This is a genomic window from Bacillus sp. FSL K6-0042 (genome assembly GCF_038006685.1).
GTDB lineage: Bacteria > Bacillota > Bacilli > Bacillales > Bacillaceae_G > Bacillus_A > Bacillus_A pseudomycoides.
This window is the reverse complement of the sequence record NZ_JBBOVS010000001.1, coordinates 4,187,363-4,212,300: the sequence shown is the minus strand read 5'-3', so window position 1 is coordinate 4,212,300 and position 24,938 is coordinate 4,187,363. Positions and strand designations below refer to the sequence as shown.

The window sequence follows — 24,938 nt, the reverse complement described above, 5'->3', positions numbered from 1 at the left end:
ATCTTACAATTTTGTCATTTTTCTCATTAATGCATGATATTCTTCATCTTTTGCAAATTGGAATGTAAATGTTGTACTTTCTCCTTCGGTTGATTGCACGTAAATTCCGTGATGAAGATTATCACAAATTTCCTTTGTAATATATAATCCCATTCCTGTTGCTTCTCTTGTTTTTCTTCCATTTGTTCCTGTAAAAAATGGTTCAAAAACTCGTTTGATGTCTTGCTTTGGAATACCGATTCCAGTATCACAAATATGTAATAGAACTGTCTGTTCCTTCTCCTCTATTTGAAACTGAATTTCTTTCTTATCCACTTGCGAGATTTTTGTGTATTTAATTGCATTCATAACAATTTGATTGATTGCAATACTAATCCATTTTCGATCGGAAGCGATCGTACACGTTTCTTCTTCAAACATTACTTTCGGATATACAGAAGATTGAATGAAAGATTTTCGATTTTGGTTAATAACCTCTCGAACAACCTCTAGTACATTTACTACCTCCACTTTGTAATCTTTTGCAAACTGTTCTAACCTTGCCATATGTAACGCTAAATCTAAACCATGTAAAATACGATTATTTTCTTCGCGAATACTTTCAACCGTTTCTCTTGCTTCGCGATGCGCTTTACCAAATTTCTGCAACAGTAATTCAATCACTGAAACTGGTGTTTTCATTTGGTGAATCCATTGGTTCATAAAGATCATTTGCTGTTGATCTTTCGCATGCTGCTGGTGAACCTCATTCATATATTGCTGTCTAAGTAAAATGAATGCTTCTACAATCATTTCTTGTTCAGCCGTATAGGAAGCATCAATTAATAAAGAGTCATGTAACGTATGTCCTCCAGCAATGTATTGTTCGATTCTGTTTAAAAACACGCTGCGTTTTCGATAATCATAAATGAGGTATACGATAAACACGACGGTTGCTAATAAAAGCCCATACAACCACGTACTCCAGTCAAGCGACCGCTTTTCTAAAAGCGCCTGTAATTGTAATACAAGCCCAAATAGGCAAATGCTCACAAAATATGAAACAATTAAAGGAAAACGATCAATGAGGTAACCCTTAAGCTTCATGCCCATCTCCCCACTCTGTAAGAAGTGCGTAACCGTATCCCCGCTTTGTTACGATTGCATTTACAATCCCAAGCTCCTCTAGCTTCTTTCGGACACGCTTTACGTTCACTGTTAATGTATTATCATCAACGAATGCTACTTCATCCCATAATGCCTCTAAGAGTTCCTCACGCGTTACATATTGATTTGCCTGCTTCATTAAGCACTCTAATAAATAAAATTCATTTTTTGTGAGCTCTATTTGTTGCCCTTGCCACTCAACTGTATGTTGTGATGGAAATAGCAGCAATCCACTCACACCAAAGCAATCGCTTTCTGCCGATGAAGCATACTCACCGTATCCACGACGCAAGGCGCTTTTTACTTTCGCCATAACAATATCTAAATGGAATGGCTTTGCAATATAATCGTCACCACCGTTTTCAATTGCCATGACCTGATCCATTTCCCCTGTTCGAGCAGATACAAAAATAATCGGTGCATTAGACACAGTTCGAATTTGACGACACCAGTAAAAACCATCAAAGTACGGCAGGTTAATATCGAGTAAAACAAGATGGGGATTCACCTTCACAAACTCGTCTTTTATATGGCGTAAATCTGTCACTCGAAATGATTGATAGCCATACTTCTCTAAATGTTCTTCTAATATCCCAGCAATCTTTTCGTCATCTTCTACAATTAATATTTTATACATATACTCCCTCTCCCCTTGTTTCTTACTACAGAGTGACTATTTTTTCATTCTTCTGAATTTAAAAATGAATATCTATTTTGATTTTCCAACGTATAAGTCATGGCTATGAAAAACAAAAGATGACCTCTACTTGCTTTCTCCTTTTGTTTTAACTTGGCATGGGGCAGAAAAAGGATCTGACCGCTTCTATGCATTCTCTCCCACCTAAAGATTAGGCTTTCTATCGGTTTTTCAATCTGTATTTCTATCGTTTTGACTTCCAACGTACAAATTGCGGCCTTGAAAACAAGAGGAAATCCCCACTCTTTTTCTCCCTCTGTTCTCCCTCTGTTCTCACATGGCATGGGACTCAAAAAGGCACCGACCGTTTCTACGCCCGACCAGATCCTCTCTCCCACCTAAAAATTAAGCTTTCTATCGGTTTTCCAATCTGTATTTCTATAGCTTTATTTACACTCCTTTCTCCATTATAAAAAAGACTGCCGTATTTTGGCAGTCTTAATCGATAAATTCGAATTGATATTCAAGAATTTTTACAATGTCACCATCTTTTGCACCGCGTGCACGAAGAGCTTCATCAATACCCATTCCGCGCATTTGACGAGCGAAACGACGTACAGATTCATCACGTGAGAAGTCTGTCATCTTGAATGTTTTCTCAATATCATAACCAGAAATGACAAATGTACCGTCACTTTCGCGTGTAATTTCAAACTTAGATCCTTCAGATTCAAATTTGTACATTACACTTGCTTCAGATTCGTCTACAACATCATGTACTGGGAATTCTGGTGTTGTTTCCACTAAGTTTGCTACTTCAAATAATAGATCACGAACACCTTGTTTTGTTACGGCAGAGATTGGGAAGATTTGAACTTCGTCTCCTACTTTCTCTTTAAATGCTTGTAAGTTTTCCTCTGCATCTGGCATATCCATTTTGTTTGCAACAACAACTTGTGGACGCTCTGTTAAACGCAGATTGTACTCTTTTAATTCAGCATTGATTGTAACATAATCCTCATATGGATCACGGCCTTCTAAACCAGACATATCAATCACATGCACGATAACACGTGTACGTTCGATATGACGTAAGAATTGGTGTCCAAGTCCAACGCCCGCATGTGCTCCTTCGATTAATCCAGGAAGGTCAGCCATAACGAAGCTGCGGTTATCACCAGTTTCAACAACACCAAGGTTTGGAACGATTGTTGTAAAGTGATATTCTGCAATTTTCGGACGTGCTGATGATACAACGGATAATAATGTTGATTTACCTACGCTTGGGAATCCAACAAGTCCAACATCCGCTAATACTTTTAATTCTAAGATTACATCACGTTCCTGACCTGGTTCCCCGTTCTCAGCGATTTCTGGTGCTGGGTTCGTCGGTGTTGCAAAACGTGAGTTACCACGGCCACCACGACCGCCTCTTGCAATAACAGCTGATTGCTCATGCGTTACTAAATCCGCAAGAATTTGACCAGTTTCTTCATCTTTTACAACTGTTCCTGGTGGAACCTTTACGATTAAATCGTCAGCTTTACGGCCATGTTGCCCTTTGCTCATCCCGTGTTGACCGCGATCAGCTTTGAAATGACGTTGGTAGCGGAAGTCCATTAATGTACGTAAGCCTTCGTCAACAACGAAAACAACATCTGCACCTTTACCTCCATCGCCACCTGCTGGGCCACCCTTTGGAACATACTTCTCACGACGATACGCAACCATTCCGTTTCCACCGTCGCCGCCTTTTACATATATCTTGACCTGATCTACAAACATTATTTCACCACACTTTTTTCGATTGGTTGTAATATAACCGAGATTTCATCATCTCGCACTGTATAAGAAATGAAATACCATTCATTGTTTTGGTTTGTAAGCCACGTTTGTAGTTCTTCTACATTCGTTAGCTTGCCACGAAAATCAAAAAAGAAACGAGCATTCTCCGCGTCACATTCAATTGTGATACAAACATAATTTTCAACATAAACGTCTAAACTATGCTGAAGCATTGAGAAAAATTCATTCGTCCACGTACACACTTCTTCATCGTAATGAGATAAGTTATGTAATCTCCCTAATACTTCGTACTCCAATAAGCACGGCTGCTGTTTCCAATTATATGTTAAAATCCATTCTGAAAATAAAGGCATCGATAGCCCCATCAGATTGGATTCTTGTCTCGCTTCTTGGACAAAACGATCGATGAGCCCATGAATCTCTTCCACTCTTCCAAGGGAGAGGTTTCCTTTAATCATCTGCATACGATTGAGCCAATCATGCCTAGAATGGCGCAACGCATCTATAATTGTCCATTTTTTATTCATCCAGATACCCCTTAATATAGAAAAACTCTAACCTGCACTCAGGTTAGAGTTTTCCGTGAGTTTCTTATGCTTCTTGAGCAACAGGATATACGCTCACTTGTTTGCGGTCACGGCCAAGACGCTCGAAGCGTACTACGCCGTCAACTTTCGCGTATAAAGTGTCATCGCCACCACGACCAACGTTAACACCTGGATAAATTTTTGTACCGCGTTGACGGTAAAGAATTGAACCACCTGAAACCGTTTGACCATCTGCGCGTTTAGCACCAAGACGTTTTGACTGAGAGTCACGACCGTTCTTTGTACTACCTACACCTTTCTTAGATGCGAAAAACTGAAGATCTAATCTTAACATACGTTACACCTCCTGCATTTTTTCTATTAAACGGATATACTTTCCGTAATCAAGTTCAATCGTCTTAAGCGAAACAACTAATCCTTCTAAAAGCGTTTGAGCTTTCTCTGCTGTATGAGCATCTAAATCATTAGGCAACTCATACGTTAAGAATCCACCATTACTTCCGAGTTCAATAGTTGCTTGCACATTACAAAGTACTTCCACTGCATTTATAGATCCAAACACGACCGCAGTTGTTGCAGCACAGACAAGGTCTTGTCCATGTGGCGCATAATCGGCATGTCCAGTCATTTTAAATGATTGGATACTTCCTAATTTCGTGCGACTTATCGTAATTTTAATCATCTTAACCAGAATTAAGCGTTGATTGCTTCAATCACTAGCTTAGTGTAAGGTTGACGATGACCTTGTTTCTTACGATTGTTCTTTTTCGCTTTGTATTTGAAAACGATGATTTTCTTAGCGCGACCTTGTTTTTCAACTTTCGCAGTAACTGTTGCACCTTCTACAACTGGGCTACCAACTTTCACGTTTTCGCCACCAACGAAAAGAACTTTGTCAAAAGTAACAGTTTCACCAGCTTCAGCATCTAATTTTTCAATGTAGATTTCTTGACCAGCTTCAACTTTAATTTGTTTTCCACCTGTTTCGATAATTGCGTACATACTTGCACCTCCTCATAATTACTAAGACTCGCCAAAACGAGGTAGACATAGAATGCCTTTTTGGAACCTGTCTTGCGCGGTTGTAGCATATAGCAGTTTAGGTGCTATAAACTATAACATAAAGATGTTATCACGAAACGTTGACTATTGTCAATAAATGTTCTGCTAACTATTTTTACGTAGCATCATTTCTTGCCTCGTTCCAAATCGAATAATTGCATATTTCTCAGCTTCTTCATCTGTGAAATAAACTTGGAACGGTATATTTTTTTGCAATTCTTTTTGTAAAAATATTTTTTGTACTTCTTTTGAAGCTGCAATTAATACCGCCTCGTCCTCCGAACTACTATATGTAACAAGTTCTCTTTCTAGCTCGTATGCAATTGATTCATGAGACATTACATATCCTGTCGCCTGGCACGCTGAGCAATCGTCTAATAATACATCACGGAGCGAGTGTTTTTTTCGCTTACGTGTCATTTCTAAGATACCGAGCTCTGTAAATCTAAGAACACGTGTATATGTACGATCCCTTTGTAATGAAGAAATGAGTCTCTCTCTTACTTTTTCTTTATTTTCTTGTTTTTCCATATTAATGAAGTCAATTAAAATCATACCACCAATATCACGCAGTCTTAATTGACGAGCAATTTCTTCCGCAGCTATTTCATTCGTCCGTAATACCGTATCTTGCAAATTCTGCTTTCCAGTAAATTTACCGGTGTTCACATCAATTACCGTCATTGTCTCCATTTGCTCAATAATTAAATAAGAACCGTTTGATAACCACACTATTTTTTGCAGTGCTTTTTCAATCTCACGCTCCACACCATAGTGAATGAACATAGAAGTTGTTTCATTGTAAAACGAAACCTTTTCTTTTCCTACTTTATCTTGCAATTCCGGTACTATACTGCGTGTATCTACAATTACTTTTTCAATTGTTTCAATCGGATTTTCTTTAAATACACGATCTAAAAAGGTTGCTGGACGATGGAGTAATAACGGTGCCTTTCCATGCTCTTCTTTTCTTTTTAATTCTTTATACAGATCTTGAAAATATTGCATTTCAATCTGCACTTCATCAATTGCACCTTTGTCACAAGCTGAACGGAAAATATACCCTCCGATTCCCTCTATTTGAATTTCAAGCAACTGTTGCCGTTTTTTATTATTTTTTATTTTCCGGGAAACAGCGCGCATTTCATCATAAGGCATATAAACGACATATTTCCCGGTAAATTCTACATTCGCTGTTAATTTTGGCCCTTTTGTATCAATCGCTTCTTTTACCACTTGCACAAGCAATGCTTGTCCTTCGTGCACTCGATATGATGATGGAACATCATCATATGAAAGATAGGCATGTTTTTCTAAACCGATATTTACAAACGCTGCATTCATCCCAGCAATCGTTCGTACGACACGTCCCACATAAATATGCCCAACAATCTCTTGCTCTTGATTTCGTTGCCATAAAAGCTCAACAATCTTTCGTTTTTCTTCTACAGCAACCCGTTTTTCCGAACCAGTATAGTTGATGTATAACGTCTTCAAAATACTTTCCTCACTTTTTCATTTTCTTTTCCTCTTACAATATAAAAGGTTAGTGTCCTCGTCAACACTAACCGATTAACTCTTCCACAGATGAAGTTGTTCGTTTTTCGGTAAAATAAGCATAAAGCAATTCGTTTTCGTCTAATGTATAATGCTCTTTATATTTACCATGAACGATAATCGAGTGCTTATACCCTCTCCGAAACTTTGTGAAAATCGTGTATAATTGATCCTCAGTTCGCACTTCAATTGGAGCAATCTTTTCAATATCTCGCTTGTTTCCATAATAACGTTCTAGTAAAAAACGCATAAACGCATAGCGCCGTTGCTTCCATTCTTGATATAAAGAAATAGCTAAAAATAGAAGCAGCACCCACATCATAATACTATTACTATTCCAAAACAGTTGCCACCCTAATATTACACTAAAAAAAACACATGATATTTTCATCATTTTCTCATGCGCTTGTAAATAAGGAAATTGATGTGATAAAACATTAAACAATACTTTCCCACCATCTAGTGGCCAAATTGGTAGTAAATTAAACCCTAGAATCATTAAATTGTTCCATACAAAAAAATGATAAAGTTCCTCACTAAACCATCCTGCCCTAGCCAAAACATACGCTAGCCCAATCATCCATACATGTTGAATAGGTCCTGCTATTACAACGATTAATTCTTCCTTTAACGGCTTATTCCCATGTTCCTCAAGCTCCGCCACCCCGCCAAACGGCAAAAGTTGTATTTGCTTGATTCTCCATTTATAATGAGCAGCTGCGAAGGCGTGCCCAAGTTCATGAATCAAAACGATAAAAAATAAAAGTAGTAATTCTTTAAAACGCGCCGTAAAAATCCCAATAGCTATAATTCCCCAAAACAGTGGATGCACTGTAATTTTTGACAATACTTCACTATATTTATTCAAATGAAATCACCTGAATCGGATCGATAAATTTTTCATTCTTTTTAATTGCAAAATAGAACTTGCCATTCTTGTTATCCGCATTGGTCCCAACTGTTCCAACCTTTTGTTTCTTTTCAACATAATCATATAATTTTACAGATGTCTCACCTAAATTTCCATACCATGATTCCGTACCATCTGCATGCTGGATCTCAACTATATTCCCAAACCCCTCTTTCTTACCAGCGAAAATAACAACCCCTTCATTTACCGATTCAACAGTTGCATTCGCAGCTGTTTGTACAAATACACCTTGGCCATCTTTTTGAAAACTTTGCATAACTTTCCCTGAAGCCGGAACTGCATAATCTTTTTGCTGTATGCCTTGCTTCTTTTCATTTGCAGGTAGAAAAGCGAGCGGTTTTCCAAATTGATTTTCGTACCATTTGGATACAGTAGCAAACTGAAATTCCTCTTGCATAACTTGTTTTACAACCGTTCTTGCTCCATCAAAAGAAGCTGGTGCATTTTTAAATAAAATGGCTACCGAGAGAACGAGAATCGCCGCTAATAAAAATTTAAATAAAAATACTTCCTTTCGAAAAAGAGGGTGCACCTCTTTTTCACCTTCTTCAATGAACATCGTTTCTCCATCAAAGTTTCCTTCAGAAAAATACTGTTCTTCCTCGAGCCTCTCTTGTTCTTCTTTTCTCTTTGCAATCCGTTTTTTAATCTCTTCTACACGTCTATTCTTCATCCTGTCCCCTTCCTTTTGCCACCTCTTCTTGCAAGAGAGGCAAGTAAAGTGAAACTATCTTCCCTACTGATTATTTCCCCCGCAAATAGCAGGGGAAATAAAAGTTCTCTATTTTCCAAACTTTATACAGTTTGTACATATGTATGAACCCTAAGAGGAAGATATTCATGAGAATAAAAAAGAAAGCACCTCGCATACATGCGAAGTGCTTTTAACGAATTCCAAAGAAATTTTTCATCTTTGTAAAAACAGATACTTTTTCTTGCCCAAACGCTTGTAAAGGGATAGATTCACCTAGCAAACGTCTTGCAATATTCCGATAAGCTAATGATGCTTTTCCATTCGGCTGCAATGCTACAGGTTCACCTGTATTTGTAGCACGAATAACTTCATCATCATCCTCGACAACTCCGAGCAACTCAATCGAAAGTGTACGTACAATTTCATCTACATCTAGCATATCTTGCTCATGTAGCATATGGCTACGCACACGGTTAATAACAAGTTTTGGTGGTTCGATATCTTCTTTTTCTAAAAGCCCAATAATACGGTCTGCATCACGCATAGAAGATACTTCAGGCGTCGTTACAACAATCGCTTTGTCCGCACCTGCCACCGCGTTTTTGAATCCCTGCTCAATACCAGCAGGACAATCAATTAATATGTAATCATAATCATAATCTTGACGTAATAGTTGTATTAACTCATCCATTTGTTCAGGTGTTACCGCTGACTTATCGCTCGTTTGTGCTGCAGGTAATAAATAAAGTTCATCAAAGCGCTTATCTTTTATAAGAGCCTGAGGTAAACGACAACGACCTTCGACGACATCAACAAGATCAAATACAATACGATTTTCTAGCCCCATTACTACGTCTAAGTTTCTTAGACCAATATCCGTATCAATTAAACATACTTTTTTCCCGGATAATGCTAAGGCTGTACCAATGTTTGCAGACGTTGTAGTCTTTCCTACCCCGCCTTTTCCAGATGTAATTACTATTGCCTCTCCCACAGCTATACAATTCCCCTTTCTAACTTTGTTAAATTAGGTCTAAGATGAGTGAGAAGTTGCAGGCGATCGACAACAATGTGATTGTTCTCATCAATATACGCACATTCCGCCGCCTCTGCTCCGTCTTCTTTCTCTTCCGGAGCCCGCATTGTCACATCACTAATTCGAAGTTGCATTGGATTCATAACAGATGCTGCAATGACAGCATCTGTATCCCCATAATATCCAGCATGCGCAATTCCTCGTAATGATCCAACGACAAAAATATTTCCCCCAGCGATAACCGTTCCGCCTGGATTGACATCTCCAATTAACAATAGATTTCCTTTTACATGCAATACTTGACCTGAGCGAACAATTTTGGAAACAGGGACAATTTCTGTTTCTTCTTTCCACGCTATTGCTTCAGCTTTTGTTATGACATCACTCTCAATGGAATCCACAACAAGATTTTTTTTATTACGAATCAAAGTGCGAATTTCTTCTTGCTGTACATCTGTCAAATAGCGATTGCCGACTTTAACATGTACTTCAATTAATGAACGTCCATCACCATCGTAATAGTGAGTGGAAAGCTTTTCGTCCAGTTCTTGCAGTAATTCAGAGAATGAACAGCAATCATCTAAATGTAATGTCAGTCCATCTTTCGTCCCTTTTATCGTTATATTCTGTTGCTTTTTTTCTTCCACTAAAGTTCACCCCAACGATTCAATTCGACATAAAATTAGAAAATCCTTTTTTCTTTTTCTTCCATCGCTTTTGAAAGACGCACAAGATATCGTCTCAGTGGGAAACAAACTAGTAATAAGAAAATTCCATTTAACAATAAAGTAGCAAGGAGACGATCTGAGAAAAAGATATGCGCCGGTACATGAATACGTCCTAGTAGCGTTAAAAATCCATATACATAATACTCTAATGCTGCAATTCCCGTTAATACGATAAAAGAAACAATAAATAAATTCAATTGCAATACTCTCATCGTACTATACACAAGATACGCCAAAATTGGATAAGCAAATATATATACACCAACAAGTTCTGTATATACAGTATCAAATAAAAAACCAAATAATAGCCCATAGTAAATACCTTGTAAAGGACTAAAATAAACGGTAATAAAACACAGCACAATCATAAAGAAATGCGGAGCTGCAATACTGTCTTTCCAAAACAATGCTGTTGGAACTACAGTAGAAAACATATTTTCGAATAAAAACACAAAAAGAAGCAGCAGAGGAAGAATTGCTCTTTTCAAAATAGCCATATCTTCTCCCCCTTACTGTTCTAACGCTGCTGAGGGCATAACTCTTTTTGTAACCATAATATGGTCTACATCATTTAAATCCGCAGCAGGTTTTACGTAAGCTGTTTGTGTTAATCCATATTCATCTGGTGCAACATCTACAATTTTCCCAATTACTAATCCTTTTGGGAAAATATCACTTAATCCTGATGTTACAACCGTTTGATCTTTTTCTACTTTTACATCAGATGGAATCTTTGTGAAAACAAGAGTTTGTTTTTCCTTGTCGTATCCTTCAATCAATCCAAAAATACGCTCTTGCCCTTCTACTACAGCAGAAATACGATTTGTTCGATTCAGTGAGCTCAATAATTCTACAGTTGATGTAAATTGAGACACACTTTTCACTCGTCCAACTAACCCTTTTGAAGTCATAACAGCCATATCCTTCTGGATTCCTTGCTGTGCACCTCTATCAATTCCGATTAAGTCATACCACTTGTCCGGATTGCGTGCAATCACTGTAGCTTGGATTGGCTTATAGTCACGAAGAGAATCTTTTTTATCAATCGTTTCACGAAGCTTCGCATTATCTTTTTCTAAATCTTTTACTTTCACGGATAATTCCGCATACTTATCTAATTTTTCTTTTAATGTTTTATTTTCTTCATACGTGCGCTTTACATCTTCTACGTTCTCAAAGAATCCGGCAACATAATTCGCTGGCTTTTGGAATACACGTTCTACAACACCGACAGTATCTTTTACAAACTGCTCTGGCCATGTTAGATTTTTTCGTTCTTTCAATGAGATTCCAATCAATGCCACGAGAAGAATAATACTAACTAGCAAAACAATTAATCTTTTGTTTAAGAAAAACTGTGGCACGTTCACACCCTCTTAATTTCATTGATTTTTATTTTGAAATATTATCGAGCAGTTTTGAAAAGGTCGATATTATCTAAAGCTTTACCTGTTCCAATTGCTACACAGTCAAGTGGATTTTCTGCAACAAGAACTGGCATTTTCGTTTCTTCACTAATTACTTTGTCCAAGTTGCGAAGTAATGCACCGCCGCCTGTTAATACAATTCCACGGTCCATAATATCCGCTGCTAATTCAGGTGGCGTTTTTTCTAATGTGTTTTTCACTGATTCTACAATTGCATCTACTGTATCTTTTAACGCATCTGCAATCTCTTCTGGCTTGATTAATACTGTTTTTGGTAAACCACTTACTAAATCACGGCCACGAATTTCCATTGGCTCAATACCTTCTGGCTCGCCTGCAGAACCGATTTCTAATTTTAATGCTTCTGCTGTTCTTTCACCGATCATTAAGTTGTAGCTTTTCTTAATGTATTGAATGATTGAATCGTCCATATCATCACCAGCAACACGAACAGATTGACTTGTTACAATCCCGCCTAAAGAAATGATCGCAACTTCTGTTGTTCCGCCGCCAATATCAACAACCATACTACCAGTTGGTTCCCAAACAGGTAAGTTTGCACCAATTGCTGCTGCAAATGGCTCTTCAATTGGATATGCATCACGCGCACCTGCTTGGCGAGTTGCATCGATTACTGCACGTCTTTCTACAGCAGTAATACCAGATGGCACACATACCATTACATAAGGCTTACGAGAGAAAAATCCATTTGATTTTTGCGCTTGTTGAATATAGTATTTCATCATTGTCGCTGTTGTTTCATAATCAGCGATTACACCATCTTTCATAGGGCGAAGAGCCACTACGTTTCCTGGTGTACGACCAATCATTTGTTTTGCATCGCTACCAACTGCAACGATTTGTTTCGAATCTGTTTGCAATGCTACAACTGAAGGTTCACGTAAAACTACACCTTTTCCTTTCACGTATACAAGCGTGTTTGCTGTTCCTAAATCAATTCCAAGATCACGAGTAAAACCACCAAATCCAAACATATCATCTATCTTCCTTTCTCATTTTCACGGACTCATTTTCTTACTTTATATTTATAATAAAACAGTACGTTTTTATATTTTCTATCTTTTATTGTAAGCGAATGCCTACAAAAAACTCATAAATCACATTATAAAACAAAATAAGTAAAAAGAATAGTCTTAAATATGACCTTTTTCTTTTAAACTCACGAATTTATGGTCGCCTATAATAATGTGATCAAGGACTTCAATCCCAATGATCCTTCCACATTCTACCAATCGTTTTGTCACTTCAATATCTTCCCGACTCGGCGTAGGATCTCCTGAAGGGTGGTTATGCAGACATATAATAGAGGCTGCTGCGCGACGAAAAGCTTCTTTGAAAACCTCGCGAGGATGCACAATTGAGGCATTTAAACTCCCAATAAACACAGTCTGCCGATGCATAACTTGATTTTTCGTATTCAAGTATAAACAGACAAAGTGCTCTTGTTGTAAAAAGCGCATCTCTTCCATCATATAACTAGCGCAATCTTCTGGACTCCGAATACTATATCGATTTTGGTACTCTAAACGCACCATCCTTCTCCCTAGTTCAAAAGCAGCGATTAACTGAGAGGCCTTTGCTATTCCTACACCATGAATACTCGTCATCTCTTCTATTGTAGCATCTTTTAACATTCGTAATCCGTCAAAATGATATAAAATTTGATCCGCTAATGTTAGAACTGATTCTTCTTTAGAACCAGTTCTAAGTAGCACTGCGAGAAGTTCCCGATTCGATAAACTGCTTGCTCCTTCTACTAATAAACGCTCCCGTGGTTGTTCTTCTTTCAAAACATCACGAATACCGTTCATATTTTCACTCCTTTTTCAATTTTCCGCAAAGAAAACCCCATGCAATTTTACGCATGGGATGCATCATTATCGAACTGTTTTAATTCACGAACAAGTCGTGCAATTGGTAATCCCACTACACTGTAGTAATCTCCTTGAATATGTTGAACAAAGATAGAACCTTTTCCTTGAATACCGTAACTTCCAGCCTTATCAAGCGGTTCTTTCGTCGCAATATACGCATCAATCTCTTCTTCTGTTAACTCCCAAAACATAACTTCTGTACGTTCGTAGAAAGTTACTGTTTTTTCTTTTGAAATGAGCGCAACGCCTGTATATACTTCATGTGTTTTTCCTGATAATAGCTGCAGTATTTCTTTCGCTTCCGCTTCATCTTTAGGCTTTCCAAGAATACGCGATTCATATGTAACAATTGTATCTGCACCTAATACCACACTATCTTCGTGATGTTCTACTACAGCAGACGCTTTTTGCAAAGCAAGTGACATCACAATATCGGCGGGCGATGAATACGCACCGATTGTTTCTTCTATTTCACTCACAACAATTTCAAATGGTACACCCGCTAGTTCAAGTAATTCCTTCCGGCGCGGTGACCCAGATGCTAAAATAAGTTTTTTCATATATGCTCCTTTCTTACATAAAGCAGAAAAATATAGCTTGATCGTATCAAACGAATACCTTTCCTACAAATTGCAAAAACATCATTTTCTTTTTAAGAAATGATGTTTTCTCACTATAAGGTGAAAACATTTCTATAGCTATATAATTCAAAAGAAAAGAAAGAAGTATGCATACTTCTTCCCTCTTATTTCATTATCCTACTCTTTTGCTTTTTGCGAAACCACTTTTTCATAAGAAAGCAAACCATCCATGATAACTTGATTCAATTTAGCTACTGCTTCTTTATCAGTCTTTCCCTCTTTTATTGTTTGCACAGCTACTGATGCATACGTATATATTTTTTTTACATCCTCACGCTTAATTGATTTCCCCTCTTTTTCAATTGCCCTCCATTCCTTTTCAATCGCTTCTATTTCTTTTGAATTACTTTTACTTCCAGGTTGTATACTAGTCGAGTATTTTACAAAATGGACGTATAAGGGTTGCAACTTACTTAACAATGGACCAGACTCTTTATCGCTTTTCAGCAATGCCCGATCTGTAATTTCCCATTTCTTTTTCAAAACTGATACGCCATCTTTCTTATATTGTCCGATTAATTTATCTAGCGATTCTTCATCACTAGCAATTCCAACTACAAGTGAATATTTATCATCAGTCGGTTTAATCGCTGCTATGCCCCCATTGTCTTTCCATTCCTGAGTGGCTGCCTGTCCTTTTTCTTCAGAAGAATAGAGACCTCCCTGAACGAAATATAAAGTGATTGGTTCTAAAGCAGCTGCATTCCCCACCTTTTGTTTTTCTTCTTTTTTCTCTCCAGCTGTTACTTCTTTTTGCTCTGCTCCATTATTCTTTTCTCCACTTGTTATCGTAGTTTCCCGAACTGTACCTTGTCCCGTTAACAAGTGAAGCATTCCCATCCCTAACACTGTGCCAATGATAACCGCAGTAGCAACTGTAAAAACAAGCACATTATTCCATTTTTTTCGGTGCTGCCGGATAGATGGTAACTTGTTTTTTTGAAAGGGCACTACATTTTGCGACGTTTCACTATCAACTACCATCCAATCAAATTCTTCCTTTTCTTTCTGCTTTTCTTCATACTTTGCTTCCGTTCCGTTTACTTTAACCGAGATTGTTCGTGATTGCTTGTCCATACCCTCACACCTCACCTCTTATCATTGTCCGCATCATATCATATTCACTTCACAAAAAAACGAGATATCTGTCGGAGGGATTCGTCAAATTTTCCCATATAGTTATCTTATCCCGCATTAATGGGCAGTACTATTCCCTACCTCAAAATTGCGGATAAAAATTATGAAGGTTGCTAGGGGATAAACTGCCCCTAAAAGCCCGATTGGTGAAGGCTAACCATCAGTGGGAAATAAAAAAACCTTCACTGATGGAAATTTCACTTTATATGTATGCATTTGACTTCATTTGTAGAACAAAAAACTAGGGCAGCAAGTTGCTGTCCTAGTTTTTTTCACGAATGTATTTTCGAACTTCTGAAATGAAGTAAAGAGAGCCTGTTATGATGAAAACATCATTTTCTTGGAGGTTGTTCATTTTCGCATCAATAGCTTCTTTCCAATTCTCAAAAACTTGTTTTGTTTCCTTACGCGAGTAGGCTGCAAGCTCCTCAGCAGAAATCGCACGATCAAATGTGAATGTTGTAAAAATCATTTCATCTGCAATTGTTTCTAATTTCCCTACCATATTGTCTAGCTGTTTATCACCTAAAGCGGTAAATAAAACAAGGATGTTTTTATCGTTATAATGAGCCTTTACTGTTTTCACAAGGCTTGCAATTCCTTCTGGATTATGAGCGCCATCTATAATTACGTCCGGATTGCTTTGCAGTCGTTCAAATCGGCCAATCCAATATGCTTCACTTAATCCTACGCCAATATGCTCTTCCTCCATTAAGAATGATAGGTATGTTTTAAGATACATAATCCCCATCAACGCCAATGCCGCATTTCCGACTTGATGACTTCCTTTCATCGAAATCTGAACTTTCTCAAATGAAGCAAACGGGCAAGAAAAATCAAAATGCTCTCCATCTTCATCGGAACGCTGATGAACAGCTGTAAATTGCTTTCCAAACTCATAAAGATTTGCATTCTTTTCCTGAGCAACCTTTTTGATAACCTCAAGTGCTTCTTCATCCTGCACACCAGTAATAACAGGAACTCCTGATTTAATAATTCCTGCTTTTTCATATGCAATTTTAGCTAATGTATTCCCTAAAATATGCATATGATCATGGCCGATATTTGTAATTATTGTAAGAACTGGATGAACTACATTTGTAGAATCAAAACGACCACCAAGTCCTGTTTCAAACAAGACGATGTCACAGAAGTTTATTTTACCAAAATAGCAGATTGCCATTACTGTAATAATTTCAAACTCCGTTGCTTCTCCTAAATCTGTTTCATCTAATTTTTCAACAACCGGTTTTACCATATTTACAAGCTCAGTAATTTCTTTATCTGCAATCGGTGTACCGTTAACACTAATTCGCTCATTAAATGTTTCAATGTATGGAGACGTAAATGTACCAACTTTATATTTTCCCGCCTCTAGCATATAACGCATATATGTTAAAGTTGAACCTTTTCCATTTGTTCCTGCAAGATGAACGCATTTTATGTGACGCTCAGGATTTCCAAGCTCCCCTAGCATCCACTTCATTCTCTCTAATCCTGGTTTAATTCCAAACTTTAATCGGCTATGAATCCAACCTATCGCTTCTTCGTATGTATGTACCACGCTTGCCATTCCCCTTTCAAATCAATAAAAAAGAACTAAAACAAAGAATTATCCTAGCTCTATTATACGCAAATAAAAGAGACTCACCAATATGGCGAGTCTCTTTCGAATGACTTTATTTTTGAAGATCAGCTAGACGTTGACGAACTGCTTCGCGTTTTTCTAGATAATCTTGCTCTTTTGCACGCTCTCCTTCAATAACTGCCGCTGGAGCTTTTGCTACGAAACCTTGGTTTGCAAGTTTCTTCTGTACACGTTCTACTTCTTTATCGAACTTCTCAAGTTCTTTTTCAAGACGCGCTTTCTCTTCATCAAGATTGATAAGATCAGCTAACGGTAAGAATAACTCTGCACCTGATACGATTGCAGTCATCGCTTTTTCTGGCGCTTGTAAATCAGTCTTAATTGTTAATTCACTTGGATTACAGAAACGCTCAATGTAAGAGCTGTTTTTCATAAGCTGTGCTAGTACTGCTTCGTCTTTTGCTTTAATTTGCATTTGAACTTTTTTGCTCATTGGCGTATTTACTTCAGCACGAATGTTTCGAACAGAGCGAATGATATCAACTAGAAGGTGCATTTCTGCTGCCGCTTCTTTATCTTGTAAATCTTCGCGAGCTGCCGGCCATGCTGCTACTGTAATAGATTCACCTTCATGCGGTAAGTGTTGCCAAATCTTCTCTGTTACGAATGGCATGAATGGGTGTAGTAGACGCATCGTTTGGTCTAGTACGTATGCTAGAATTGAACGAGTTGTTTTCTTAGCCACTTCATCTTCACCGTATAATGGAAGTTTCGCCATTTCAATATACCAATCACAGAAATCATCCCAAATGAAGTTGTATAATGAACGGCCAGCTTCACCGAACTCATATTTATCCATGTTACGTGTTACACTTTCAATTGTTTCATTTAAGCGAGTTAAAATCCACTTATCTGCAACTGATTTTTCGCCAGTTAAATCGATATCTTCATATTTCATGTCATCCATGTTCATTAATACGAAACGAGATGCATTCCAAATTTTATTAATGAAGTTCCAAGTAGATTCTACTTTCTCCATGCTGAAGCGTAAATCTTGTCCTGGTGCACTTCCTGTTGATAAGAAGAAGCGCATTGCATCTGCACCGTACTTATCAATAACATCCATTGGGTCAATACCGTTACCAAGAGATTTACTCATTTTACGTCCTTGCTCATCACGAACTAAACCGTGAATTAATACGTCTTTAAATGGGCGCTCTCCTGTAAACTCTAAACCTTGGAAAATCATACGAGATACCCAGAAGAAGATGATATCATAACCCGTTACTAGAGCATCTGTTGAATAGTAACGTTTGAAGTCTTCTGCATCTTCATTCGGCCAACCAAGTGTTGAGAATGGCCATAACGCTGAGCTAAACCATGTATCAAGTACGTCGTTATCTTGATTCCAGTTTTCAATATCTGCTGGTGCTTCCGTACCTACGTATACTTCACCAGTTTCTTTATGATACCAAGCTGGAATGCGGTGTCCCCACCATAATTGACGAGAAATACACCAGTCGTGAATGTTTTCCATCCAGCGTAAGTATGTGTTCTCGAAACGTTCTGGTACGAACGTTACTTTTTCTTCTTCTTTTTGTTGAAGTTCTACTGCCTTTTCTGCAAGTGGTTCCATTTTTACGAACCATTGTGTTGATAAGTAAGGCTCAACAACTGCACCGCTACGCTCACTATGTCCTACCGAATGCATATGAGGCTCGATTTCTACTAATACGCCAGTATCTTGTAAGTCTTTTACTAACTCTTTACGGCATTCGAAACGATCCATACCGTTATACTTACCAGCTTTTTCGTTCATCGTTCCATCTTCGTTCATTACTAAAATACGAGGTAAGTCATGACGGTTACCTACTTCAAAGTCATTCGGATCGTGAGCTGGTGTAATTTTCACAACGCCTGTTCCGAAATCCTTTTCTACGTACTCATCAGCAATAATCGGAATTTCACGGCCTACGATTGGAAGTGTAACTGTTTTTCCGATTAAATGCTTGTAACGATCATCTTCCGGATGAACTGCTACTGCTGTATCGCCAAGCATTGTTTCTGGACGAGTTGTCGCAAGTCGAATGTGACCAGATCCATCTGTTAATGGGTAGTTCATATGGTAGAATGCACCTTGAATCTCTTTATGAATTACTTCAATATCAGAAAGAGCTGTGCGTGTTGCTGGATCCCAGTTAATGATATATTCACCGCGGTAAATTAAACCTTTTTCGTATAATTGAACGAATACTTTATTAACCGCATCAGATAAACCTTCGTCTAATGTAAAGCGCTCACGAGAGTAATCTAATCCTAAACCAACTTTTCCCCATTGCTGACGAATGTGAGAAGCATATTCTTCTTTCCATTCCCATGCTTTCTCAAGGAATTTCTCACGGCCAAGATCGTAACGTGAAATACCTTCTTCACGAAGTTTTCCTTCTACTTTTGCCTGCGTTGCGATACCAGCATGGTCCATTCCTGGAAGCCATAATACATCGTAACCTTGCATACGCTTTGTACGCGTTAAAATATCTTGAAGCGTCGTATCCCAGGCGTGCCCTAAGTGCAGTTTACCTGTTACGTTTGGAGGCGGGATTACAATTGTATACGGCTGCTTTTCCGCATCTCCTTTTGCTTCGAAATATTTGCCGTCTAGCCACCATTTATAAAGACCTTCTTCAACGGACATATGATCATATTTAGTCGGTAAATTCTTTTCCGTATTTGACATTATTTTCCCTCCTTAAAATAAAAAATGCCCCTCATCCAAAAAGGACGAGGGACATCGTGGTACCACCTTTATTTACAAACAAATTCAAAATTTGCTTATACTCTTAATTTGATAACGGACAAATCCGTCTTTTCCTAATGAGAATGACTCCGTTCAGAAAAGATGCTCCAGAGCTACCTTCTAACATGACTATCTAGAGAATCTCACAGCTAATAATTCTCCTCTCTGCAGACGTTTAATGTTATACTCTTCCCCTTCAACGCATTTATATAATTGTTATTTATTATATACAATAGTGTAAAAAACGAAACCATATTCGTCAAGATAAAAATATTTTTCAGCAAGTTTCTACAATTAATAAATTCTATTTTGATAAAAACAACATACAATTACCAATCAGCTTAACTAATTTTTCTGTAATATATACACGGAAAATGAAAGTATGCAGCACAAGCACCTTAGGTACTTACCCCGCATACTGTAATATTACCCTTTCATCTTTTAAGGTTCATGTGCAGCAATAGCCTTTCTATACGGAGGAATGATTATGCGACGATACCGACGCACCTACAATTTCTCGGCCCCTTCATGGGTTAGAAATTTACAAACGATGTTTGCTGATTTTGCAATTCCCCTTACGATTTTCCAAGGGATTCGTACATTACTACTTCCAACTTTCTTAGACTTCATCATCCTTATCATCTTTGTTGTAGCAACGATTCGCTTGCATTTTCAGCCGTAGCCTCAAGGACACTTGAGACTACGGCTGTTACTCATTCCCTTGCTGCGCTGCTTGTAATTGTGAAATAAAATATTCTATATTACTTACAAGCCAATGCGCTTGTTGTAACATTTTCACACCTTGAAGTTCTTGCTTTTCACTACGGCCCTGCTGTTTGCTTGTATAAGATTGGATTTGTCGAATAAATGGGGACGGATATGTTAGATACGCAAACATAAGGAGTTGTTCTTCTTTCGTAAACGGAAAATTCTTTTGATACACCTGATACCATTCAAAGCGATCGCTTCTCGCAATTGGATATGTGTTCAATGAGCGGGAATAAAAGCGAACAAGATCTTGAACTGGTGTTGCAAATTGAGATCTTTCTAAACTAATAAAATAACCGTTCCGTTCGTAATCGAATAAAAAATGATTCATCGATACATTGCCATGGATAAAAGAAACTCGTGTTTTTTCTTTTTCTTTCATCGTTTCATGCCACTCCGAAAGCTGTTTCGTTGCAAATTCACGTGCCCTCATCACATGATGAAAATACGTACAATACTGCAATTCAAACGGCGACATATACCATTTCGCCTCAGACTCTACGAGGAATTGCTCTAAGAATTCTCCATCTTTCTCCCAACGATCAGAGACATTTGTATAATGCTCCTCTAACGCTTCTTCAGTATACGTTTCTTCTTTTACCGTCCTTTGATGAAGCAGCGCTAGCGTCTGAAACATTTTATGATATTGATCATTGTCCTCTCCGTTCCCTTCTGCTCGCTCAAGCCAAGGCATTAAATAATAACTATATGTTTCGTCACTCAAAATATGATTTCCATCTGTCGCATGGTAAATCGGTACACAATGTGTAAATCCCTTTTCACGTAAAAATTGAACATGATACATTAAATTATTTCGCTTCAATCGATGGGATGGTAATTTTTTCAATGCATATGGACCTTGATTCGTATAAATTTTTATTACACTCCCGTGCTCTTCCATATGGTGGGCATCCAATTGATACCGCTGTACGATCGGCGCATAACGATCTCGCAATTCTATATCCATACGAATGATCCTTTCTCATTCAAAAACGTAAGATAAACTATAGTAAAAGAAAAGAGATGGGTGGAGAAAATTCTCCACTCACTTTGTCTTCGCTTTTGACACAGGTATATATATAATTTGCCCTGCAGTTAAATACACATCATCTGTTTGATTCACACGATGTAAATGCTGGACAGACGTTTCATATCGATCTGCAACCGATTCAATTGTATCCCCTTCTTGCACAAAATACATACGTAATTTCGTAAATTCTTCTTCCGGCTCTTTCGTAAACAATTTTGTTAAATATAATGCATTTTCATCCCGTTGTGAGTATGCCGTTTCTGCTTCTTCCTGTAATTCCTTTTCCTTCTTTTTCTGAAAATCCTTCCGGCCAAAGAATTCAAACTGTGGTGTAGTTTCTTTTGCTTCCTCTTCTCGTTCTTCCTCTTTATGTTCTTCTAGATCTTCTACCTCTTCTTCTAATTCTTGTTCTTTGCGCTCCTCTAATTGGAAAGGCTCAAATGCATAATCTTCCCATCCGTTTGATTCTGTATGAACTGTTACTTCTTCCACTTCTACCGGCAATGTATCCTCATCCACCGCTTTTATTTCCTCGGTTCTATCAACTTCCACATTCTCTATCTCTTCCTCTTGCACTTCATTCTGTATTCTCTCATCCTCACATAATCCAGATATCGATATATCCGCTAATAGCTGTAAACAACCATTTTCCTTTAATTCATAATCAAATTCCTCAATGGAAACATACAATTCTTCAACTTGTTTCACTCGGTTTCGTGGAATCGAAATTTCTAACGGAAAAGAGTGTACAAGTTCGTTTACACCATCTTCTCGCGTTTCTACATAATCAATGGACTTCGCCGGAGATAAATCTCGTAATGAAAAAGCAGAATCATCTTGTCTTGCAACATATTCTCCCGTTAAATCCAATTGACCTCTCACAATTACTTCGCATTCAAGCTCTTCTATCTCAACGTCTGGATCTAACGAAATTGACAAAAGTTCTTCGACTTCCTGTCCTTTTTGGAACCAAACCGATTCTTTTAATGAAAAACGTAATGAATGATCTGTTGCCACTTCTTTTCCCCCTCCCAAACTGTATGTCATTACAGGTTTATGTGTCTGGGAATCATTTTATGAGTAAAAAATCAAACTGCACATGTGATCTTCCTATTCATTTTTCATATATCGACGCTTTTTAAAATATATCGGCGTTCCGACAATATGCGACATGATCTCTAGTCATTAATAAAAAAGGTTGCCAGGACGATCCCCGGCAACCTTTTTATTTACGCTTTTAATTTCGACATCGCAATTTCTGCCGCTGCAATTGTCGCTTCAATATCTGCATCACTATGTGCTGTTGATAAGAATAATCCTTCAAATTGAGAAGGTGGTAAGAATACACCTTGCTCTACCATTTCACGATAGTAAGCTGCGAAAAACTCTAAGTTAGACGTTTTTGCTGCATCGTAGTTAATAACTGGTTCATTCGTGAAGAATATACCAATCATTGAACCTGCGCGGTTTATATGATGCGGAATACCGTATTTTTCAGCAGCTTTACGCAGGCCATTTTCTAACATTTCAGCTTTACGCTCAAACTCTTGATAACACTCTGGCGTTAATTGTACTAATGTTTCATAACCTGCAGTCATTGCTAAAGGATTACCAGATAATGTACCTGCTTGGTAAATCGGTCCGCTCGGTGCAACTTGGCGCATAATTTCCGCTTTACCACCGTATGCTCCTACTGGTAGGCCGCCACCGATTACTTTTCCTAAACAAGTTAAATCAGGTGTTACACCGTAATAACCTTGTCCACAGTTGTAAGCAACGCGGAATCCTGTCATCACTTCATCAAAAATAAGCAATGCACCACTTTGCTCTGTCACTTCACGAAGTCCTTCTAAAAATCCTTGTTGTGGTGGAACTACTCCCATATTTCCTGCCACTGGCTCTACGATAACACAAGCAATATCGTCACCGAATTGCTCGAACGCATATTTTACGCTCTCCAAATCGTTATACGCTACTGTAATCGTATTTTTCGCTACACCTTCAGGTACACCTGGGCTATCTGGTAAACCAAGCGTCGCAACACCTGAACCTGCTTTAATTAATAGCGAATCACCATGACCATGGTAACAACCAATAAATTTCAAAATTTTATTACGACCTGTATAACCACGCGCTAGACGAAGGGCACTCATCGTCGCTTCTGTTCCTGAATTTACCATACGTACAATTTCAATCGATGGCACACGCTCAATTACAAGCTGCGCTAATTTATTTTCAATCTCTGTTGGCGCACCAAAGCTCGTTCCTTTTTCAGCAACAGCTTTTAATGATTCCACAACACGTTCATTTGCATGTCCGTGAATAAGCGGTCCCCATGATAATACGTAGTCGATATATTCGTTCCCGTCAATATCATACACTTTAGAGCCTTTTCCGCGCTCCATAAAAAGCGGATTCATACCAACGGACTTAAATGCACGAACTGGACTATTTACGCCGCCAGGCATTAAATCTTGCGCTGTTTCAAATGCTTCAATCGATTTATCAAACTTTTTCATTATTGTATCCCTCCTTCTTGTAACCATCGTGCTGCGTCTTTCGCATGATACGTAATAATTAAATCTGCTCCTGCACGTTTCATGCTTAATAGTTTCTCAAGTACAATCTCTTTTTCATTAATCCAACCATTTTGCGCTGCCGCTTTAATCATTGAGTATTCTCCGCTCACATTATAAGCTACGATTGGTAAATTGAAATTGTTTTTCACATCGCGAATGATATCTAAGTAAGAAAGGGCCGGTTTTACAATTAAGAAATCCGCTCCTTCCATTACATCTGATTCAGCCTCACGGAATGCTTCCATACGGTTTGCTGGATCCATTTGATACGTTTTACGATCACCAAATTGCGGTGCACCGTGCGCAGCATCGCGGAATGGACCGTAAAATGCAGACGAGTATTTCACAGCGTATGACATAACCGGTACGTGTGCAAAACCGTTCTCATCTAACGCATGGCGAATCGCCGTTACAAATCCATCCATCATGTTAGATGGTGCGATAATATCTGCTCCTGCTTTTGCTTGGCTCACTGCTGTTTTTGCAAGAACTTCAAGTGATTCATCATTTAAAATGATTCCATCCTCAATAACCCCGCAATGCCCATGGCTTGTATATTGGCATAAACATGTATCCGCCACTACTACTAACTCTGGAAACTGTTCTTTAATTTGTTTGATCGCACGTTGTACAATGCCGTGTTCACAAAATGCAGAAGATCCAACTTCATCTTTTTCAGCAGGCAAACCAAATACGATAACAGAACGAATACCTAAATCTACCACTTCTTGCATTTCAGCTTGCAGAAGATCTAAAGAAATTTGATATACATCCGGCATAGAAGGAACTTCGTTACGAACATTCTCTCCTTCTAATACAAAAATAGGATAAATAAAATCTTCTGTATGTAAAAATGTTTCACGTACAAGCGCACGCATATTTTCGCTTTGTCTTAAACGACGATGACGATTAAATTGTAAAGAATTCATAG

25 protein-coding genes and 2 other annotated features are annotated in these 24,938 nt (G+C 38.1%); of the genes, 1 reads left to right on the top strand and 24 read right to left on the bottom strand.

Features of this window, described 5'->3' with window-relative positions:
* Positions 1–3 precede the first annotated feature (3 nt).
* The 20 genes from MHH45_RS21615 to MHH45_RS21520 all read right to left on the bottom strand — a co-directional run bounded on the left by MHH45_RS21615 (position 4) and on the right by MHH45_RS21520 (position 19,570).
* On the bottom strand, positions 4–1,086 hold the full coding sequence (locus MHH45_RS21615; RefSeq protein ID WP_016116476.1) for a HAMP domain-containing histidine kinase: 1,083 nt from the start codon (positions 1,084–1,086) through the stop codon (positions 4–6).
* Entirely contained in the window at positions 1,076–1,783 is a 708-nt protein-coding gene (locus MHH45_RS21610) for a response regulator transcription factor (protein ID WP_016116477.1), read from the bottom strand. The genes MHH45_RS21615 and MHH45_RS21610 overlap by 11 nt, the downstream gene beginning before the upstream one ends.
* A gap of 498 nt (positions 1,784–2,281) precedes the next feature.
* The gene (gene obgE, locus MHH45_RS21605; protein ID WP_003200852.1) at positions 2,282–3,568 is read right to left on the bottom strand and encodes a GTPase ObgE; all 1,287 of its coding nucleotides are present in this window, start codon (positions 3,566–3,568) and stop codon (positions 2,282–2,284) included.
* On the bottom strand, positions 3,568–4,116 hold the full coding sequence (locus tag MHH45_RS21600) for a sporulation initiation phosphotransferase B (RefSeq protein WP_088093821.1): 549 nt from the start codon (positions 4,114–4,116) through the stop codon (positions 3,568–3,570). The genes obgE and MHH45_RS21600 overlap by 1 nt, the downstream gene beginning before the upstream one ends.
* A gap of 64 nt (positions 4,117–4,180) precedes the next feature.
* A complete protein-coding gene (gene rpmA / locus MHH45_RS21595; protein WP_000944957.1) occupies positions 4,181–4,471 on the bottom strand; it encodes a 50S ribosomal protein L27 in 291 nt (96 codons plus the stop codon).
* 3 nt (positions 4,472–4,474) lie between these two features.
* Positions 4,475–4,819: a ribosomal-processing cysteine protease Prp gene (locus MHH45_RS21590; RefSeq protein WP_016116479.1), complete on the bottom strand. Its 345-nt coding sequence runs from the start codon at positions 4,817–4,819 to the stop codon at positions 4,475–4,477.
* A gap of 11 nt (positions 4,820–4,830) precedes the next feature.
* Entirely contained in the window at positions 4,831–5,139 is a 309-nt protein-coding gene (gene rplU / locus MHH45_RS21585; protein WP_003200848.1) for a 50S ribosomal protein L21, read from the bottom strand.
* A 14-nt stretch (positions 5,140–5,153) separates the two neighbouring features.
* Positions 5,154–5,231, bottom strand: a sequence feature (ribosomal protein L21 leader region).
* 73 nt (positions 5,232–5,304) lie between these two features.
* Complete coding sequence (locus MHH45_RS21580; protein ID WP_088093820.1) at positions 5,305–6,696, bottom strand: Rne/Rng family ribonuclease; 1,392 nt, start codon at positions 6,694–6,696, stop codon at positions 5,305–5,307.
* Positions 6,697–6,763: 67 nt separating this feature from the next.
* Positions 6,764–7,624 (bottom strand): M50 family metallopeptidase, encoded by an 861-nt coding sequence (locus tag MHH45_RS21575; RefSeq protein ID WP_016116481.1) that lies wholly within the window; start codon positions 7,622–7,624, stop codon positions 6,764–6,766.
* Positions 7,617–8,360 (bottom strand): M23 family metallopeptidase, encoded by a 744-nt coding sequence (locus MHH45_RS21570; RefSeq protein WP_016116482.1) that lies wholly within the window; start codon positions 8,358–8,360, stop codon positions 7,617–7,619. Before MHH45_RS21570 ends, MHH45_RS21575 begins: the two co-directional genes overlap by 8 nt.
* A gap of 211 nt (positions 8,361–8,571) precedes the next feature.
* On the bottom strand, positions 8,572–9,375 hold the full coding sequence (gene minD, locus MHH45_RS21565; RefSeq protein WP_016116483.1) for a septum site-determining protein MinD: 804 nt from the start codon (positions 9,373–9,375) through the stop codon (positions 8,572–8,574).
* 2 nt (positions 9,376–9,377) lie between these two features.
* Entirely contained in the window at positions 9,378–10,064 is a 687-nt protein-coding gene (minC, locus tag MHH45_RS21560) for a septum site-determining protein MinC (RefSeq protein WP_003200837.1), read from the bottom strand.
* Between the two features lie 35 nt (positions 10,065–10,099).
* Positions 10,100–10,642, bottom strand: coding sequence for a rod shape-determining protein MreD (gene mreD, locus MHH45_RS21555; RefSeq protein WP_003200835.1), 543 nt, complete (start codon positions 10,640–10,642; stop codon positions 10,100–10,102).
* Between the two features lie 12 nt (positions 10,643–10,654).
* Entirely contained in the window at positions 10,655–11,509 is an 855-nt protein-coding gene (gene mreC / locus MHH45_RS21550) for a rod shape-determining protein MreC (RefSeq protein ID WP_016116484.1), read from the bottom strand.
* 41 nt (positions 11,510–11,550) lie between these two features.
* Positions 11,551–12,567 carry a cell shape-determining protein MreB gene (gene mreB, locus MHH45_RS21545; protein ID WP_003200832.1) on the bottom strand — a complete coding sequence of 339 codons (1,017 nt, stop codon included), beginning with the start codon at positions 12,565–12,567 and terminating at the stop codon, positions 11,551–11,553.
* Between the two features lie 159 nt (positions 12,568–12,726).
* The gene (gene radC / locus MHH45_RS21540; RefSeq protein WP_003200830.1) at positions 12,727–13,404 is read right to left on the bottom strand and encodes a RadC family protein; all 678 of its coding nucleotides are present in this window, start codon (positions 13,402–13,404) and stop codon (positions 12,727–12,729) included.
* A gap of 47 nt (positions 13,405–13,451) precedes the next feature.
* Positions 13,452–14,027, bottom strand: coding sequence for a Maf family protein (locus MHH45_RS21535; RefSeq protein ID WP_016116485.1), 576 nt, complete (start codon positions 14,025–14,027; stop codon positions 13,452–13,454).
* 198 nt (positions 14,028–14,225) lie between these two features.
* A complete protein-coding gene (locus MHH45_RS21530) occupies positions 14,226–15,185 on the bottom strand; it encodes a hypothetical protein (protein WP_016116486.1) in 960 nt (319 codons plus the stop codon).
* A 322-nt stretch (positions 15,186–15,507) separates the two neighbouring features.
* Positions 15,508–16,809 (bottom strand): bifunctional folylpolyglutamate synthase/dihydrofolate synthase, encoded by a 1,302-nt coding sequence (locus tag MHH45_RS21525; RefSeq protein ID WP_088093819.1) that lies wholly within the window; start codon positions 16,807–16,809, stop codon positions 15,508–15,510.
* A gap of 115 nt (positions 16,810–16,924) precedes the next feature.
* Positions 16,925–19,570: a valine--tRNA ligase gene (locus MHH45_RS21520; protein WP_088093818.1), complete on the bottom strand. Its 2,646-nt coding sequence runs from the start codon at positions 19,568–19,570 to the stop codon at positions 16,925–16,927.
* A gap of 37 nt (positions 19,571–19,607) precedes the next feature.
* Positions 19,608–19,839 (bottom strand) — a binding site (T-box leader).
* A 278-nt stretch (positions 19,840–20,117) separates the two neighbouring features.
* On the opposite strand from MHH45_RS21520, the gene MHH45_RS21515 reads away from it, so the two are divergent.
* Positions 20,118–20,312: a hypothetical protein gene (locus MHH45_RS21515; protein ID WP_018764391.1), complete on the top strand. Its 195-nt coding sequence runs from the start codon at positions 20,118–20,120 to the stop codon at positions 20,310–20,312.
* 27 nt (positions 20,313–20,339) lie between these two features.
* On the opposite strand, the gene ysxE is transcribed toward MHH45_RS21515, so the two are convergent.
* From ysxE to hemB, 4 genes are all read right to left on the bottom strand, one after another.
* Positions 20,340–21,365: a spore coat protein YsxE gene (gene ysxE, locus MHH45_RS21510; protein ID WP_016133270.1), complete on the bottom strand. Its 1,026-nt coding sequence runs from the start codon at positions 21,363–21,365 to the stop codon at positions 20,340–20,342.
* 78 nt (positions 21,366–21,443) lie between these two features.
* Positions 21,444–22,475, bottom strand: coding sequence for a stage VI sporulation protein D (gene spoVID, locus MHH45_RS21505; protein ID WP_098116748.1), 1,032 nt, complete (start codon positions 22,473–22,475; stop codon positions 21,444–21,446).
* 182 nt (positions 22,476–22,657) lie between these two features.
* Positions 22,658–23,947 carry a glutamate-1-semialdehyde 2,1-aminomutase gene (gene hemL / locus MHH45_RS21500; RefSeq protein WP_016116491.1) on the bottom strand — a complete coding sequence of 430 codons (1,290 nt, stop codon included), beginning with the start codon at positions 23,945–23,947 and terminating at the stop codon, positions 22,658–22,660.
* On the bottom strand, positions 23,947–24,936 hold the full coding sequence (gene hemB, locus MHH45_RS21495) for a porphobilinogen synthase (protein ID WP_016116492.1): 990 nt from the start codon (positions 24,934–24,936) through the stop codon (positions 23,947–23,949). Before hemB ends, hemL begins: the two co-directional genes overlap by 1 nt.
* Between the last annotated feature and the right edge of the window lie 2 nt (positions 24,937–24,938).